Annotated in this window: 15 protein-coding genes and 1 pseudogene; 9 read left to right on the forward strand and 7 right to left on the reverse strand. The window is 61.6% G+C overall.

From position 1 onward, the window contains the following. The first annotated feature begins 426 nt into the window (after window positions 1-426). The 4 genes from GSQ79_RS24080 (at window position 427) to GSQ79_RS24095 (ending at window position 4,389) form a co-directional block, all read left to right on the forward strand. Window positions 427-1,620, forward strand: coding sequence for an MFS transporter (locus GSQ79_RS24080; RefSeq protein ID WP_158811307.1), 1,194 nt, complete (start codon window positions 427-429; stop codon window positions 1,618-1,620). Between the two features lie 487 nt (window positions 1,621-2,107). After that, the gene (locus GSQ79_RS24085) at window positions 2,108-2,563 is read left to right on the forward strand and encodes a MarR family winged helix-turn-helix transcriptional regulator (RefSeq protein ID WP_158811308.1); all 456 of its coding nucleotides are present in this window, start codon (window positions 2,108-2,110) and stop codon (window positions 2,561-2,563) included. A gap of 24 nt (window positions 2,564-2,587) precedes the next feature. Beyond that, window positions 2,588-3,160, forward strand: coding sequence for a cysteine hydrolase family protein (locus tag GSQ79_RS24090; RefSeq protein ID WP_158811327.1), 573 nt, complete (start codon window positions 2,588-2,590; stop codon window positions 3,158-3,160). Next, window positions 3,157-4,389, forward strand: coding sequence for an MFS transporter (locus GSQ79_RS24095; RefSeq protein ID WP_158811309.1), 1,233 nt, complete (start codon window positions 3,157-3,159; stop codon window positions 4,387-4,389). Before GSQ79_RS24090 ends, GSQ79_RS24095 begins: the two co-directional genes overlap by 4 nt. Before the next feature lie 252 nt (window positions 4,390-4,641). Here GSQ79_RS24095 and GSQ79_RS24100 read toward each other — a convergent pair whose 3' ends face one another. Continuing rightward, the gene (locus GSQ79_RS24100) at window positions 4,642-5,679 is read right to left on the reverse strand and encodes an AraC family transcriptional regulator (RefSeq protein ID WP_246725552.1); all 1,038 of its coding nucleotides are present in this window, start codon (window positions 5,677-5,679) and stop codon (window positions 4,642-4,644) included. Here GSQ79_RS24100 and GSQ79_RS24105 point away from each other — a divergent pair. Beyond that, window positions 5,666-6,550 carry an NAD(P)H-binding protein gene (locus GSQ79_RS24105; RefSeq protein ID WP_158811310.1) on the forward strand — a complete coding sequence of 295 codons (885 nt, stop codon included), beginning with the start codon at window positions 5,666-5,668 and terminating at the stop codon, window positions 6,548-6,550. The genes GSQ79_RS24100 and GSQ79_RS24105 overlap by 14 nt on opposite strands. A gap of 269 nt (window positions 6,551-6,819) precedes the next feature. Here GSQ79_RS24105 and GSQ79_RS24110 read toward each other — a convergent pair whose 3' ends face one another. Beyond that, the gene (locus GSQ79_RS24110; RefSeq protein ID WP_158811311.1) at window positions 6,820-7,533 is read right to left on the reverse strand and encodes a YafY family protein; all 714 of its coding nucleotides are present in this window, start codon (window positions 7,531-7,533) and stop codon (window positions 6,820-6,822) included. A gap of 99 nt (window positions 7,534-7,632) precedes the next feature. Here GSQ79_RS24110 and GSQ79_RS24115 point away from each other — a divergent pair, with 99 nt between their 5' ends. Then, window positions 7,633-8,031 (forward strand): VOC family protein, encoded by a 399-nt coding sequence (locus GSQ79_RS24115; protein ID WP_158811312.1) that lies wholly within the window; start codon window positions 7,633-7,635, stop codon window positions 8,029-8,031. Window positions 8,032-8,444: 413 nt separating this feature from the next. On the opposite strand, the gene GSQ79_RS24120 is transcribed toward GSQ79_RS24115, so the two are convergent. Continuing rightward, window positions 8,445-9,260, reverse strand: coding sequence for an oxidoreductase (locus GSQ79_RS24120; RefSeq protein ID WP_158811313.1), 816 nt, complete (start codon window positions 9,258-9,260; stop codon window positions 8,445-8,447). Window positions 9,261-9,340: 80 nt separating this feature from the next. Here GSQ79_RS24120 and GSQ79_RS29150 point away from each other — a divergent pair, with 80 nt between their 5' ends. Further along, window positions 9,341-9,463 carry a MerR family transcriptional regulator gene (locus GSQ79_RS29150; protein WP_210253203.1) on the forward strand — a complete coding sequence of 41 codons (123 nt, stop codon included), beginning with the start codon at window positions 9,341-9,343 and terminating at the stop codon, window positions 9,461-9,463. Window positions 9,464-9,484: 21 nt separating this feature from the next. Beyond that, window positions 9,485-9,697 (forward strand): MerR family DNA-binding protein, encoded by a 213-nt coding sequence (locus GSQ79_RS30445; RefSeq protein WP_210253206.1) that lies wholly within the window; start codon window positions 9,485-9,487, stop codon window positions 9,695-9,697. A 197-nt stretch (window positions 9,698-9,894) separates the two neighbouring features. Here the strand turns inward: GSQ79_RS30445 and GSQ79_RS24130 are convergent, their stop codons facing one another. The 3 genes from GSQ79_RS24130 to GSQ79_RS24140 form a co-directional block, all read right to left on the reverse strand. Then, window positions 9,895-10,302 carry a nuclear transport factor 2 family protein gene (locus GSQ79_RS24130; RefSeq protein WP_158811314.1) on the reverse strand — a complete coding sequence of 136 codons (408 nt, stop codon included), beginning with the start codon at window positions 10,300-10,302 and terminating at the stop codon, window positions 9,895-9,897. Window positions 10,303-10,422: 120 nt separating this feature from the next. Next, window positions 10,423-11,262, reverse strand: coding sequence for an oxidoreductase (locus GSQ79_RS24135; protein WP_158811315.1), 840 nt, complete (start codon window positions 11,260-11,262; stop codon window positions 10,423-10,425). A 23-nt stretch (window positions 11,263-11,285) separates the two neighbouring features. Beyond that, entirely contained in the window at window positions 11,286-11,717 is a 432-nt protein-coding gene (locus tag GSQ79_RS24140; RefSeq protein ID WP_158811316.1) for a carboxymuconolactone decarboxylase family protein, read from the reverse strand. Window positions 11,718-11,775: 58 nt separating this feature from the next. On the opposite strand from GSQ79_RS24140, the gene GSQ79_RS24145 reads away from it, so the two are divergent. Further along, a complete protein-coding gene (locus GSQ79_RS24145) occupies window positions 11,776-12,687 on the forward strand; it encodes a LysR substrate-binding domain-containing protein (RefSeq protein ID WP_158811317.1) in 912 nt (303 codons plus the stop codon). A 464-nt stretch (window positions 12,688-13,151) separates the two neighbouring features. Here the strand turns inward: GSQ79_RS24145 and GSQ79_RS29865 are convergent. Further along, window positions 13,152-13,758 (reverse strand): annotated as a pseudogene (locus tag GSQ79_RS29865) (hypothetical protein); the annotation flags it as partial.

Raw genomic sequence — 13,758 nt, forward strand, 5'->3', positions numbered from 1 at the left:
TCATGAGACGTGTGTCGTCGCCCTCGCGCCTCTTCCGGCACGGTCCCGGACATCTCAAGTCCCCATAGATCCGGCGCGCAAACCCGCGGGTTCGTGCATGGGCGGCTTTCGGACGCCGGCCGATGTCCGCACCCGCGACTGCGGATCGCCGGCATCCGAAACCCTTCACCATAACAGTCGTTCTTGTTCTTCCAAACCAAGCTCGAAAGCAGACATGGGTTTTTGATCTTCATTGCTCCAAACGCTGATCCGATTCCTGCCTCCCTCCAACGACTGAGATTTGCAACAAAAACTTTGGATTATCGGCTGTCGCGGTACGCGTATCCCACTCTTTTGAAATGTGAGGAAAGCTCACCGGTGTCGTGAGAAGAGTTCGCCTATTGCTAGGTCGCGCGCAGGCCTAAAGCTCGCGAAGAGGTCGAACAAATGCAAATATCGGATACGGCTCGCCGTGACGAGGCGGGAGCCCCGCCATCAAAGTCGCGCAATTTGCTGGTGGCTTGCCTCGCTCATGCGATGCACGACGGCTATACCGATGGTATCTACGCCTTCCTGCCGGTCTGGCAGGCGCAATTTGAATTATCCTACGCAGGGTTGGCGGTCGTACGCGCGCTCTACTACGGCACGATGGGTGGACTACAGTTGCCGAGCGACAAGCTTTCGCGCCGGTTTTCACCTCGCGCAGCCCTAGCGCTTTCCACTTTCATCGCGGCGGCCGGCTTCCTAATCATGGCCTTTCCTATTGGCTTCGCCGGCCTTTGCATCGGGCTTGTGGTCGCCGGGGTGGGATCGAGCATCCAACATCCCCGGGGATCACTCTTGGTCTCCGATACCTACGGGACGGCATCGCGCGGACCGCTCGGCATCTACAATTTTGCGGGCGATCTTGGAAAGGCCACATTACCAGCAATAGCAGCGCTGCTATTGCCAATCTTCACGTGGCGCCCGGTTATTGGGATGATGGCCATCCTTGGCATGCTCGTAACGCTTGGGCTCTTGTACCTGGCGCCAACAGGCCACGCGACGCCAACGGAAGCAACGAAGAAGACCGCGATCGGCCGGAGCCGTTCGGGCTTCGGTCTCCTAGCTGTTATCGGCGCGTTCGATACATCTACGCGCATGGGCTATCTGCTTTTCCTTCCGTTCCTCATTCATGGTCGTGGCGGGACCTCGGCGACCGTTGGGCTTGGTCTAGCGCTCCTTTTCATTGGTGGCGCGCTCGGCAAGGCGACCTGCAACTGGCTTCAGGGGTCCATGGGTGTGGTTGGAGCCGTAGTCGTAACGGAAGCCGCCACGGCTCTGATGAACGCGGCTACGTTGTTCACGCCCCTAACTGCAACGCTCGTTATCCTCCCCGTGCTCGGTGTCGTCCTGAATGGGACATCGTCCGTGCTTTACGGCACCGTGCCGGAGCTTGCCCCGAGCGGGGATACAGGGCGGGCCTTCGCCATCTTTTACACCAGCGTGATCGGCTCGGGTGGCGTTGCGCCAATCGTATACGGAGCGATAGCTGATCATAGCAGCCAGAGTACCGGGATCCTTTCGGCAGCGGCGACCGCCGCCTTGATCATTCCCCTCGTAATCGCGTTGCGACCGCACCTGGAATCACATCGAACCTAGAAGGTGGAAGCTTGAGAAGGAAAACGGAGCTGATACAAAGCGGCAATCGCATGAGGTCGAGGGTCGCAAACGAGTCCGCGGCCTTGCCAACTGTCTACAACAGGATGTTGGCCTGGATCATCGCCACGGCCGCCGTCGCCCCGACAAGCACCGTAGTCCTGAGACCCGCGGCATAAAGTGCGCGCCTCTGTTTAATCCGAGAGGTGCGGCGACGACGACGGTCGCGAGAAGCTGACCATGGTGAGGAGATCGCGTCTGTTCATGCCCGGCAATCCGCCTCGCAAATGCGACAGGCTCAAGGCGAGAACCGAGCAGACCGCAACACCGGCGATAAGCCGAGGTCGGTGCAATACTCCGGAGTGTTGGGTTCGGGTTTAGATGGCAGGCAGGTTCGGACTTCCCATAAACGGGATGAGCGCCGCAGTCAGCCACGAAACAATCTACGAAGATACCTTCACAAATAGCAGATTGTCCGGTAAGTCGGGGTATGCCTCCGACCCACAACCGACATGAACGGTCCTCTCCTGACTATCTCGCTCATCAGCTTCGCCTGTTCGCTCGGCGACTGAAGCGACGCCTTCACGACAATTCCGATGCGGGTGATCTAAGGCCCTCGCAGGTCGCCGTCCTGCACCACCTTGAGGACCACGGCCCCGCCACGAGTTCTGCCTTGGCTCGGGCCGGAGGCATGCGTTCGCAGTCGATGGGACCGATCGTGGTCAGCCTGGAGGCTGCTGGCTTGATCGAGAGTTCGCCTGATCCGTCGGATGGTCGCCAAACCCTGCTGGCGCTGACGAAGCACTGCCGGGCCTGGCTGGCTCAGGGTCGTGCCATGCGGCAGGATTGGCTCTCATCCGCCATCAAGATTAAGCTTACGCCCGACGAGAAAACAACACTCGCCGAGGCAATGCCGCTCATTCTCCGCCTCGTCGCCGAATCCTGATCTCTTCTATCGAAAGTCACGCCCATACCCGTAAGTGCGCTCGATCCAGGAACTGCCCTTCTCGTCGTCGATCTCCAAAAGGGCATCGCTGACGCACTGCCGCCGTCGCAGTGGGGTTCGGTCGTCGACTGTAACGTCGCCCTCCTCGAAGCCTTCCGCGCGAACAGTTTGCCCATCGTCATCATTACGACGGACGGTTTCGCGCCTGGGCGAACGGACCGTTCCTCGCATTTCGATGCACCGGAAGGTTTTGCCGATCCGGTCGATGGCCTCGACCCGCAGCCCGAGGACATCCTCGTCGTGAAGCAGACCTGGGGCGCGTTCGCCCGCAGCGACTTGGAAGCGCAACTCAGGGCACGTGGTGTTAGCCAGGTCGTCGTGACCGGCGTCGCCACGTCGTTCGGGGTCGAGTCCACCGCGCGCCAGGCCTACGAGGCGGGCTTCAACGTCACGCTTGCCGTCGACGCGATGGCTGATCCGTCGGCGGCATCCCATCAGCATTGTATCGCAGCCATATTTCCGCGCCTCGGCGAAACCGGCTTTGCCGCAGACATCATCAGGCTTCTCCTCTCGACCAGGGCGCAAGCCTCAGCGTGAGTGTCGGAGCGACTGGGACGTTCAGGGCGCTGCGGCATCCAAACTATCGCACGTGGGCGGTCGGGGCCTTAATTTCGAACATCGGAACGGGCGTGCAGCGAACCGCTCAGGACTGGCTGGTGCTGGTGGTGCTGACACGACACAGCGCTTCGGCGGTCGGCGTCGTCATGGCACTTCAGTTCGCTCCCCAGCTTCTGCTGCTGCCATGGACAGGTTCGGCCGCCGATCATTCCGATCAACGCAAGCTGCTCATCGCGACGCAGGCGAGCATGGCGGTCTTGGCGCTCGTGCTCGGAGGCCTGACTTGTGCGGGCGTCGTTCGGCTGTGGCAGGTCTATGGTTTCGCGTTCCTCTTCGGCTGCGCGGCGGCTTTCGACGCGCCGGTGCGGCAGATCTTTGTGTCCCAGTTGGTGGGCGACGACGATCTCCATAATGCGGTCACGCTCAACACGTTGTCGTTCAATCTAGGCAGCCTCGTCGGGCCGGCGGTGGCGGGATCGCTCATCGCAGCGGTCGGCACGGGGCCAGCCTTTCTGCTGAACGGAGCGTCATTCTTGGCTGTCGTAGGGTCATTGCTGTTTCTGGATAAAGGACAACTGCATCACACCGGCCCCCGCGCTCGAACGCCGGGCAGCTTCAGGGCAGGATTGGCTTACGTCGGCGGGCGGCCTGATCTGATCGCCATCCTCTCGATGCTCTTTCTCATCGGGACCTTCGCCCTCAACTTCCCGATCTTTATTTCTTCTATGGCCGTGAGTGCCTTTCACGCGGATGCGCGTCGCTTCGGGATGCTATCCTCGATTATGGCGATCGGCTCCATGGTCGGCATTCTGGGCCTCGCCCGAACCGGGCGACCCACGATCGCGACTTTGGGTTGGAGCGCCACGCTGCTGGGAATCGGTTTTACCTTGGCTAGCCTTGCCCCGAATTACTGGAGCTTTGCCGCCGCGCTCGCGGCGATTGGTGCGGCCTACCTCGTCTTCGTCAACGCCACCAATCCGCTGATCCAGCTATCCACCGAGCCCAGCATGCGAGGTCGTGTTATGGCCCTGCGGATCGGCGTCGCGTTGGGCGCCACGCCGATCGGCGCCCCGATCGTCGGATACATCGCCGATCAAGCAGGGCCGCGCTGGGCGTTGTTGGTAGGCGCGGGCGCTGGCTTTGCTGCAGCGGCAATAGGCGCCGCATATTTCCTTCGCCACCACTCTCAGGTCGGCAGCGATGCCTGAGTGGTTTCTTCTGCCATCCGCGTCAGGGTAGCGTGAGCCCGGCCTTGACCGCTGCCGGGCAGCGGATCGATTACGAAGACAGCTATCCACCATCGGCTAGTCTAGCCCGCAACCTGCCCGTAATCAGCCGGGACGAACTGAATTAATGCGTCAGCAGCGCGCCCTTGAACGACACATCCGGACGGAATGCTTGATCCTGAGAGCAGACAATCCTTCAATCGCATGAAGGCGACGTCCGATCCGTTCATGTGCTCAAGCCACGTGAACGCGGATCGCCTTAGTCCGAGCGTAGCGACGCGGTGAACAACCCATGACCCGCCGGAACGCCGTGTTGAACGAATTTTCGGACTCGTAGCCAAGCGTGTTGGCGATGCTGCCAAGCGGCTCCCGTCCACTAGTCAAGCGTTCGATCGCGAGCATCATGCGCCACCGCGCTAGGTAGCCGATTGGTGTTTCTCCTACCCGAGCCCGAAACCGCTGCGCGAAGATCGACCGTGACAGTCCGGCCCGGGTTGCCAGTTGCGCCAGCGTCCAGCGATAGCCGGGCTCGGCGTGCATCGCCTTGATCGCCTGTCCCAGATGCGGGTCCGCAAGCGCATAGAGCAGGCCGACATGGTCGCCGGCCCGTCGGGACAGGTGAAGTCGAAAAGCTCTGAGCAGCATCAGATGGGCCAGATGACGCGCAGCGAGCATGCCGCCAGGTCTGTCTTCCCGCATCTCGATCATCAACTGCGTGATGCACCATTGCATCGCGTCGCGGTCTTCTGCCTCGTGTAGGTGTATCAGCGGCGGCAGCGTTCCCAAAAGCGCGCTTGCCTTCACCCCGTCTACCTCGAAGCGAGTGCCAATGAACGCAAAACTTCCCCCGCCTTTGTGAACGATGACTTCTCCCGGACGAGCGTGGTTGAGCACGTCGTGTGCATCGTCGGGCGCGAGCATCAGGTCGCTGGCGAGCGTGAACGGCAGTCCGCTCGGTAGGATGATGCAATCTCCCGCGGTAAGCTGAACGGCGTCGATCCCGTCGACCGCCAACCAGCAGATCCCGGCCGTCACGACATGGCACTTGATCGTCCCTGGACGATTGCCGAACCGGATCGCCCACGCATCGCCCGTGTCGAGGCCGGCCGTGAGATAGCTTTCGGGTTTTAGGAGCGAGAGGATGTCAGACAGCGGGTCCACGGTTTTTCCGGACGATGACGAAGAAATGGACGACGCGCGGCTATAGATCGTTTCATGATCCCTGGCTAACTCTGTGGAGAACCCACCGGAGTACACCATGATCGTCGTCACTACGCCTACCGGCAACATCGGCCGCCATGTCGTCCGGCATCTGCTCGATGCCTGCGAGGCAGTACGCCTGATCGTCCGCGATCCGTCGAAGCTCGCGCAGGGGGTGCGCGACCAGGTGGAGGTGGTCGAGGGGTCGCACGGTGAGGCCGCTGTGGTCGATCGGGCGTTCCAGGGCGCAGACGCCGTGTTCTGGCTCTGCCCGCCAACACCTTCGCCGACGCCTGCTGCGGCTACGGTCGAATTTGCCCGGCCGGGGGCAGAGGCGATGCGCCGGCACGGCGTGCGCCACGTCGTCGTCGCCACGACGCTGGGGCGCCATACGCCGTGGCAGGACGGGGCTGGGAATGCGACCGGCTCAATCCACATGGTCGACCTGTTGCGCACGACGGGGGCGGCCGTGCGCGGGCTCGCTTTGCCGGCGTTCATGGACAATGCATTACGACAGACCGAAGCAATCCGGCAGGGAAAGATGTTCGGCCCGATTCATCCCGATAAGAAATTACCGCACACCGCTGCCCGCGACATCGGCGCCGCGGCTGCAGGATTTCTGATCGACCGCTCCTGGTCCGGACAGGAAGATGTGCCGGTCCTCGGTCCAGACGAGCTATCTTACGCCCAACTCGCGACGATCGTATCGGACGTTATCGGTCGGGAGGTGCGCTATGAACACCAGACTTACGACGCGTACAAGGACGCCGCTATGGCGCGCGGGCTCACCTCCGCATTCGCGCAAGGGTATGTCGATATGCTGCGGGCCAAGGAGGAAGGAATGGACAACTTCGCCTCGCGTGCCACCGCCATCATCGGTGCGACGAGTTTCCGCAAATGGGCGGAGGAGGGCCTAAAGTCGGTGATCACCGGCGGAGTTTGAGGCGCCCGCCTTCGCGAGCCGAAATCCATGCACGCCTGTTCGGACGTGGTGGCCGTGTGCGACCGGGAGGGCGGCGCGGCCAGAAGGCGTGAAATTCCAGAACGTCGGCAAGTCGCGTTTCAATTCTCCTGAGCGGACGGTCGGCTATCGGCCAGGACATTCCGGAAGGCAGCCGGTCGGCATTGCGTCGGCCTCTGTCGTCGGGCGGCCTAGCTCGAAATCGTCAAAGCGGTCGGACTAAGCCTGGACATGGTTAATATAGTGGGCAGTCAAACCTTGTGAAGGTGTTGGGGGGCAGCGATCTCAGCCAAGCGCCAAGCCTCCCACCGGCGGCGCAGCGCGACCGCGGGTTCACCAATGGTTTCGTCTAACATCACGACATTGACTATTCTATCAGTGCGAAAATGCCGGAAACCCTCGCGCAGCTCGCACCAGACTATCAGCATTCTGTAAGAGTCCGCGTAACCGAGAAGGAGCGGCCGAACGATGCGGTCGGTTATCTCATTCTCATCAGAGCGATAGCGGAGCCGCAATTTTCGTCCTTGACGGATCGCTGCACGGAGCAGCGCGCAATCTATCCTCTCGTCTTCCGCATAAGGTGCGGGTTTTGCGCCGACACTCGACTCCACGACGAAACAACGGAGGCGTTCGGGCACTGCCGATGAGATCTTCGCGATGACGTCCCGAGCGGCTTGAGCGATCACGTTGTCGGCACGGTCGGCCACCCATTGCGCTCCTAATGTGACAGCTTCCAGCTCGTCGCGCGTCAGCATCAACGGGGGCATGTTGTACTCTTCGGCCAGCACGTAACCGAAGCCGGCCTCGCCTAAGATGGGGACGCTGCAGCCAATCAATTCGGCGGTGTCCCGATAGACGGTACGTGTCGAGACCTCAAGCTCCTCGGCCAAGGCCGCTGCCGTGACGGGACGGTTCGAGCGCCGTAAAATCTGGATGATCTGGAACAGGCGGTCGGCACGGCGCATTCTGTCGGGCTCCTGCTGACACCATGCTGTCAGCAGGTCTGTGCGACAAGCCCCTCGCAGGACTAGGTGCCACCCACGGCACAATCGCGAGGACTTCTCATGAAATTTGCTTCGACCCGCCTCATCGCCACCGACATTGCCGCAGTGGTGCGCTTTTACGAGACTATCACCAGACAAACTGCGGAATGGCTCGCCCCCGTTTTTGCCGAAATCGTCACCTCAGGCGCCACCCTTGCAATCGGCGGCGCAGGGACGGTTACCTTGTTTAAAGAGGGCAGCGCAGAGCCATCAGCCAATCGCACCGCGATTCTCGAGTTCCAGGTCGAAGACGTGGACGCAGAATTTGAAAGGCTAAGGAGCGCAGTCGAAGTGGTACAGGCCCCTAAGACGATGCCGTGGGGAAACCGCGCCGCCCAGTTCCGCGATCCGGAAGGTACGCTTATCAGCCTCTTCACGCCGGTGTCAGAGGCCGCAAAAAAGAGGTTCGGTTTAGGATAACTAAGCACAAACCGAGTGAACATAGGACGACATACGGTGTCGACCTCGTTTGCACCGGTCACGAGAGGTGGTGCTGCCGGTTGAGGACAATTTCGGCTTGATTTGAAGGACCATAGGCGAACAGCCGCTCTCGCTATACCGTCATAAAAAGTCGCCAATCTTCTTTCGGCCAAGACAAGCCGACGATGGCATCGCGCCCATGTCGGTCATCGGATGGACCTGCCCGCGATTCTGAAAGCGGACATCCGCCACCAGACGCCAATGACCAAGTTAGGTGGATTCAGCTCAGACCGTTTTGGGCGACGCATAGGTCTATAGCGAACCGTCTGGTCCTGTTGCTCCACCGACGGCTCACGACCAAGTTTTGTCATTGATACCGCTGCCGCCATTTCCCGAAGACAGCCCTACCCAGGCTAGCGAAAAGCGAGCATTACGAGCCGGTCGAACATACGATCCGAAAGGTGGCGGCGCAGGAAGAGCAGAGGACGAGCGGCCAGCCCCCCACTGTATCGGATCGCCGGCCTGCTAGCACCGAGGGCCTTCATCACCATTTCCGAAACAATGCTCGGCGGCGGCGCCTTTCGGCCCTGCATACTGCTAAACTTCGCAACCATGTTGCTATAGTAGCCGCCACCAGACACCCGCTTCGCAGCGCTTGCGGCGATCGATTCCCACTCTGACGCGATGCCGCCGGGCTCGATCACCACTACGTCGATCCCGAACTGGCGGACCTCGTTACGTAGCGCATCCGAATAGCCCTCGAGCGCGAACTTCGACGCATGATACCAGCCACCCAGCGGAAGGGCGAACTTGCCTCCGATGGACGAGATGTTGAGGATTCGGCCCGAACTTTGCGCCCGCATCGTGGGCAAGCAGAGCTGGACCAGGCGTGCGAGGCCGAACAGGTTCGTTTCCATCTGGCGCCGTGCCTCGTCCATCGGGACGTCCTCAAGCGCGCCATACTGGCCATAGCCGGCGGCATTTACGAGTACGTCGATGCGGCCAGCAGTCTTTGCGATCTGGTCGACCACTTCCATGATGGAGCGCTCGACCGTGACATCAAGCGACAGCGTATGAGCTCCCGCCAGTCCGAGGTCGGCCATTCGATCGACACGGCGCGCACCAGCGTACACCTCGTAGCCGGTAGCAAGCAGGCGCTCTGCGATGTCCTTTCCCATTCCGGAGGAGGCGCCGGTTACCAGCGCTACAGGCTTGGTGGACTTAGACATGGCAAGGTCACTCCATCTTGTTTTCAACGAGCGACACATCAGATAGGCTGTCGGGTAACCCCACAGTCAAGAGCAGGCACATGCTGATCAATGATGTCGCCCGCATGGCCGGTATGTCGAAGGACGGGATCCGGCATTACGAGGAGATGGGACTGATCTCGTCGAGCGCTCGGCAGGCCGGAAGCCGGGTCTATCGCGACTAAGACCCGGCCGTTCTCGAGACCATCGAGCAGGTCCGCCAGGCGCAGAACCTCGGCTTCTCGCTCAAGGGGATCAAGCCGCTACTGAAGGCCTATGGATCGGCCACACTGACCGCTGAACAGACGGTCTATTTCCTCGAACAACGGCTCGCCGTCATCCGCACGAAGCAGGACAAGCTTCGCCAGATCGAGGCCTTCATCTGCACGAAGCTCGACCGCTACCGCAAGTCCTCTTGACCTACACCGTCCGCATCAAGTCTTCCCTCGCGGTCTCAACTTTGCCGCGAGGAAGGTTGCCCCGCCGGCAGGCGCGCTGGCGCGATAGCTTCGAAACAAGCCAAGTTATGTCGCCGGCGTTCTGCTGACGGTACCGTCCCGCGTGGTCCTGCGCGGGTTGCTCAGGGCATCCTTTCTATCCTCCGATCTCGGCGGGTTCAGGCGCGCGCTGCGTTTGAGACGTTGAAACTGTCCTCAAGCATCTGGAAGCGGGTCACGACGCCGTCGGCGATAGTGACGATGATTGCGAACTGGGTCGCCGTGATCCGGCCCGTGGCCTTGATCCTTGTCTCGAGCGATCCGATAATCGCGGCGCGGTCTTCGCTGACGAGGATGTCCTCGACTTCGAATGTCACCGGCTCGGTGAGCACGCGAATCTCGCGAATGAAGTCGACGATCGCCTCCCGGCCGAATTTCTTACCGACCCACGGGAGCACCCCATCGTCGCCCTGGATCTCAAAGACGAGATCGGTTGCGAAAGGCGCCGCGATCTCGGCCGGGTCTCTTCCCCCGCCAATGCCCTCGAGGAGGGCCTGCGCGATCGCGACATTCTGGTCCTGCCTCATTGTGGTTCTCCGTGCTTGGTTTGCTCGACGAGCGACTAAGAACAGGGCGGGGCCGCCGCCGGCTCGGCCAGAGTAGGGGCTAGCCTTACCAGGGCAGTCGCCGAGAGCATCGGGAGCGCCTTAGTCCGTCGACGCCAGGAAATCCGTCGAGACGCTCGTCTCGCGCCAGGCCCGGAGTTCAGCAAGCCGCGCCCCGTCCGTCCTCTCGGCACGGCCATAGGCGTCGCTGCCCAGCACCAGTCGAAGTGGCGGATCGTCAGACGATACTACCAAAATGATCGCTTGGGCCGCCCGTGCCGGATCGCCAGGCTGGTTACCATCATATTCACGCTGTATGGCGGCGGTCTTGCCGACCGTCTCGGCATAGGCCGGATTGCCCTCGTTGATGTGGGTCGAGACGCCGGCGAAGTCGGTTCGGAAACCGCCGGGCTCGACTATGGTCACCTTCACGCCGAACGGCGCCATTTCAGTCGCGAGCACCTCCGAGAAACCTTCGACGCCGAACTTGGCCGCCGAATAGGGAGCACGCCCAGTCGCACCCGTTCGACCGCCGATTGACGAGACCTGGATGAACCGGCCGCTGCGCTGTTCACGGAACTGGCGGATGGCGGCCTTGGTCACGATGATGGTGCCGAACAGGTTGGTCTCAATCTGGGCGCGGAACCCCTCGAGGCTGGTATCCTCGATCGGCGCAACGTTACCATAGCCAGCGTTGTTCACGACGACGTCTAGGGCGCCGAAGCGGTCGATGGCGGTCGACACGGCCTGCTCTGCAGCGGAAGCTTTCGTTACGTCGAGCGCGACTGCGGCGATGCGGTCGCAGCCGAGTTCGATCAGATCGGCAAGATCCTTCGGATCGCGAGCCGTTGCGACCACCTGATCTCCCTCTTCGAGGACGGCTTTCGCCAGTGCGTACCCGAGGCCGCGAGAGCATCCGGTGATGAGCCAGGTTCGTGTCATAGTGTCTCTCCCATGGCTTGCGATCAGAAGGATTGTCCGGCGGGAACGCCGCCGGTCTCACCGGCGACATCCTCGGCGAACATGCGCATCGCCACGATCATAGCCGCCCGAGCAGCGGGGAAGCCGACATAGGCAGCGGTGTGTGTGATGACCTCCTCGATCTCCCCGCGGGTGAGGCCGTTAGCAATTCCGACGCGCACATGATTGCTGAACTCTTCTCCCGTCCTAAGCGCGATCAGCGCGCCCAGCGTCACGAGGCTGCGCGCCCTCCGGTCCAGTCGTTGGGTGTCACTCCAAATTTGTCCGAACACGAATTCGGCAGCAAGGCCCTGCATGCGACCGCCGGGCGTCGCCGGGTCGGTCGCCGCCTCAAAGGCCGCTGTACGCGCGGGTGGATGCATTTCGCCGAAGACGGCCACGCCGTGGGCTATCGGGTTTGTGTGATCATTGCTCATGGGCAGCAACATAGATCCATGATTGCGCTGCGATAACGCATATAATAATCATCACGACATGCCGAAAAGCGCGACAATCCCTGGTGGCCGGTTGATCGAGGTTGAGGCGGCCGCCGCTCTTGCCCGGCTTCGCAACTTCCGCGCCGCTGCCGCCGAGGTCGGGCTGTCGCCAACCGCCTTCAGCCGAAGCATTGCGGCGCTGGAAGGTCGGCTTGGCGTTCAGCTTTTCGCGCGCACGACCCGCAGCGTCGCGCTGACGACGGCGGGAGAGGGGTTTCTCGCTCGCGCGCAGCCAGCGCTTCGCGACCTCCACATCGCGATGACCGATGCAATGGATGCGCGCGACGAACCTCGTGGGATGTTGCGGCTTACCTGCGCTCTTGGTGCCGCACGTCGCCTTCTTGAGCCTGTCCTGCTCGCCTTCCTCCGGGCCTATCCCGAGATGACCATCGATCTGGTCACCGACGCTCGTCTTGTTGATATTGTCGCGGACGAGTTCGACGCAGGCTTTCGCGTTGGGGACGCGGTTCCGCGGGATATGGCGAAGATTGCGGTCGGGCCGCTTCTACGCTCTGCCGTCGTCGCGGCCCCGGCAATCGCTGAAATGCATGGGATCCCTCGAGACCCCAAGGACTTGCTGAGCCTTCCGTGCGTCCGGCATCGCCGCGCTACCGGCGCAATATACGCTTGGGAATTCTTGCGCGGAAAAGATCGTCGCGCGATCGATGTGCCTGGTGTACTCACCGTCGATGATGCGGGCCTTGCTCAGCAGGCAGCCTTACAAGGTGCCGGCTACGCCTATTTGGCGCGATGGAACATTGAAGAAGCCATTGCCTCAGGTCGGCTGGTGAGCGCGCTTGAAGAGTGGCTCCCCGAGGGGCCCGGTCTGTGTCTCTATTATCCACAAGGTCGTCATCCCTCGGCCGGATTACGCGCGCTCATTGCTTTCGCCGGCGAAGGATTGTTCTAACCGGCCGCATTAGGGGGTACCGAGAGAACGAGTGGAATTTGTGTGGGCGCGACTGCTTCACTGCATCAAGCGGCACGGCCGCATTGGCTATGTCGTCACTTAGAAGCTGTCCGACGGAATGCCCCACTCCACGACGATAAATTGGTGGCGCAGGTAGCTTGGGAACGTATGCTTTCAGGGCCAGCAAATCGGCCGTCCTTTGGCATATGGTGGGCGAAAGCTGCAAAGGGATGAGCGGCAGTCAACGTCTGTATTTCGCGAGCCCTTGCGTCGAAGCTGCACGCTCCGCGAAGCGGGTTCGTTCTCCCGGCCGGAACACGTCGCAAAGCAGCCTGACGGCAATGCGCCCATGGCCTCCGTTCTAATCAGAATTGTTGATACTCCAAACCGGACCTTCAACGCACGGCTATGGCGTCCAAGGCCATCGCGGGAACCCATGCCTAATTCCGACGGCGCTCGACACCCTATGCACCGGTGCCAGCGGCCCCGGTCTTGGAGTCGGCTTGCTCGATGTTGGTCGCGGCAGGTGCAGGCGACGGATAAACGTCGGCTCCCGAGGCCGAGTAGATCTCGGTCACCCTCGCGATACCCTCGAGCGTATAGGGTTTCTGCACCACGGTCCGGTGCGCGTGGTGTGCGGGAAGCATGGCCTGTTCGCCGTAGCCGGTGGCGAAGAGGAACGGGACGTCCAGTTCGCCGAGACGATCCGCTACCGCGAAGCTCATCTGATCCCCGAGGTTGATGTCTAACATGGCCAAGGTCGGCGGCGTGCCATCGATCAGTTCGAGCGCGCCTTCGACCGTCGACGCCGTCATGACTTCCGCGCCGAGGCGGGACAAAATGTCTTCGGCGTCGAGCGCGATGATCAGACTGTCCTCGACCAGCAGGACCTTCTGACCAGCTAGGAATTTCGAGGGAGCCTTCGTCGGATGGCCGATGGCCGGCCGCGGATACCTGACAACGGTCGGTTGCGGGCCTGACTTCTCGGATACGTGGCGCGCCGGGATCTGGAAAGTCGCCCTTACACCTCCTGGCGCGTACTCGACGTTCGCCTTGCCACCTAAATCATAC

The organism is Beijerinckia sp. L45 (genome assembly GCF_009765775.1).
GTDB lineage: Bacteria > Pseudomonadota > Alphaproteobacteria > Rhizobiales > Beijerinckiaceae > RH-AL1.

Bases quoted from the DNA above. Each gene is read 5' to 3' on its own strand.
- GSQ79_RS24110 (WP_158811311.1), bottom strand. From the start codon at position 7,533: ATGCGCCGTGCCGACCGCCTGTTCCAGATCATCCAGATTTTACGGCGC.
- GSQ79_RS24105 (WP_158811310.1), top strand. From the start codon at position 5,666: ATGATCGTCGTCACTACGCCTACCGGCAACATCGGCCGCCATGTCGTC.
- GSQ79_RS24135 (WP_158811315.1), bottom strand. From the start codon at position 11,262: ATGACACGAACCTGGCTCATCACCGGATGCTCTCGCGGCCTCGGGTAC.
- GSQ79_RS24130 (WP_158811314.1), bottom strand. From the start codon at position 10,302: ATGAGGCAGGACCAGAATGTCGCGATCGCGCAGGCCCTCCTCGAGGGC.
- GSQ79_RS24080 (WP_158811307.1), top strand. From the start codon at position 427: ATGCAAATATCGGATACGGCTCGCCGTGACGAGGCGGGAGCCCCGCCA.
- GSQ79_RS24120 (WP_158811313.1), bottom strand. From the start codon at position 9,260: ATGTCTAAGTCCACCAAGCCTGTAGCGCTGGTAACCGGCGCCTCCTCC.
- GSQ79_RS24085 (WP_158811308.1), top strand. From the start codon at position 2,108: ATGCCTCCGACCCACAACCGACATGAACGGTCCTCTCCTGACTATCTC.
- GSQ79_RS29150 (WP_210253203.1), top strand. From the start codon at position 9,341: ATGCTGATCAATGATGTCGCCCGCATGGCCGGTATGTCGAAGGACGGG.
- GSQ79_RS24145 (WP_158811317.1), top strand. From the start codon at position 11,776: ATGCCGAAAAGCGCGACAATCCCTGGTGGCCGGTTGATCGAGGTTGAG.
- GSQ79_RS24115 (WP_158811312.1), top strand. From the start codon at position 7,633: ATGAAATTTGCTTCGACCCGCCTCATCGCCACCGACATTGCCGCAGTG.
- GSQ79_RS24140 (WP_158811316.1), bottom strand. From the start codon at position 11,717: ATGAGCAATGATCACACAAACCCGATAGCCCACGGCGTGGCCGTCTTC.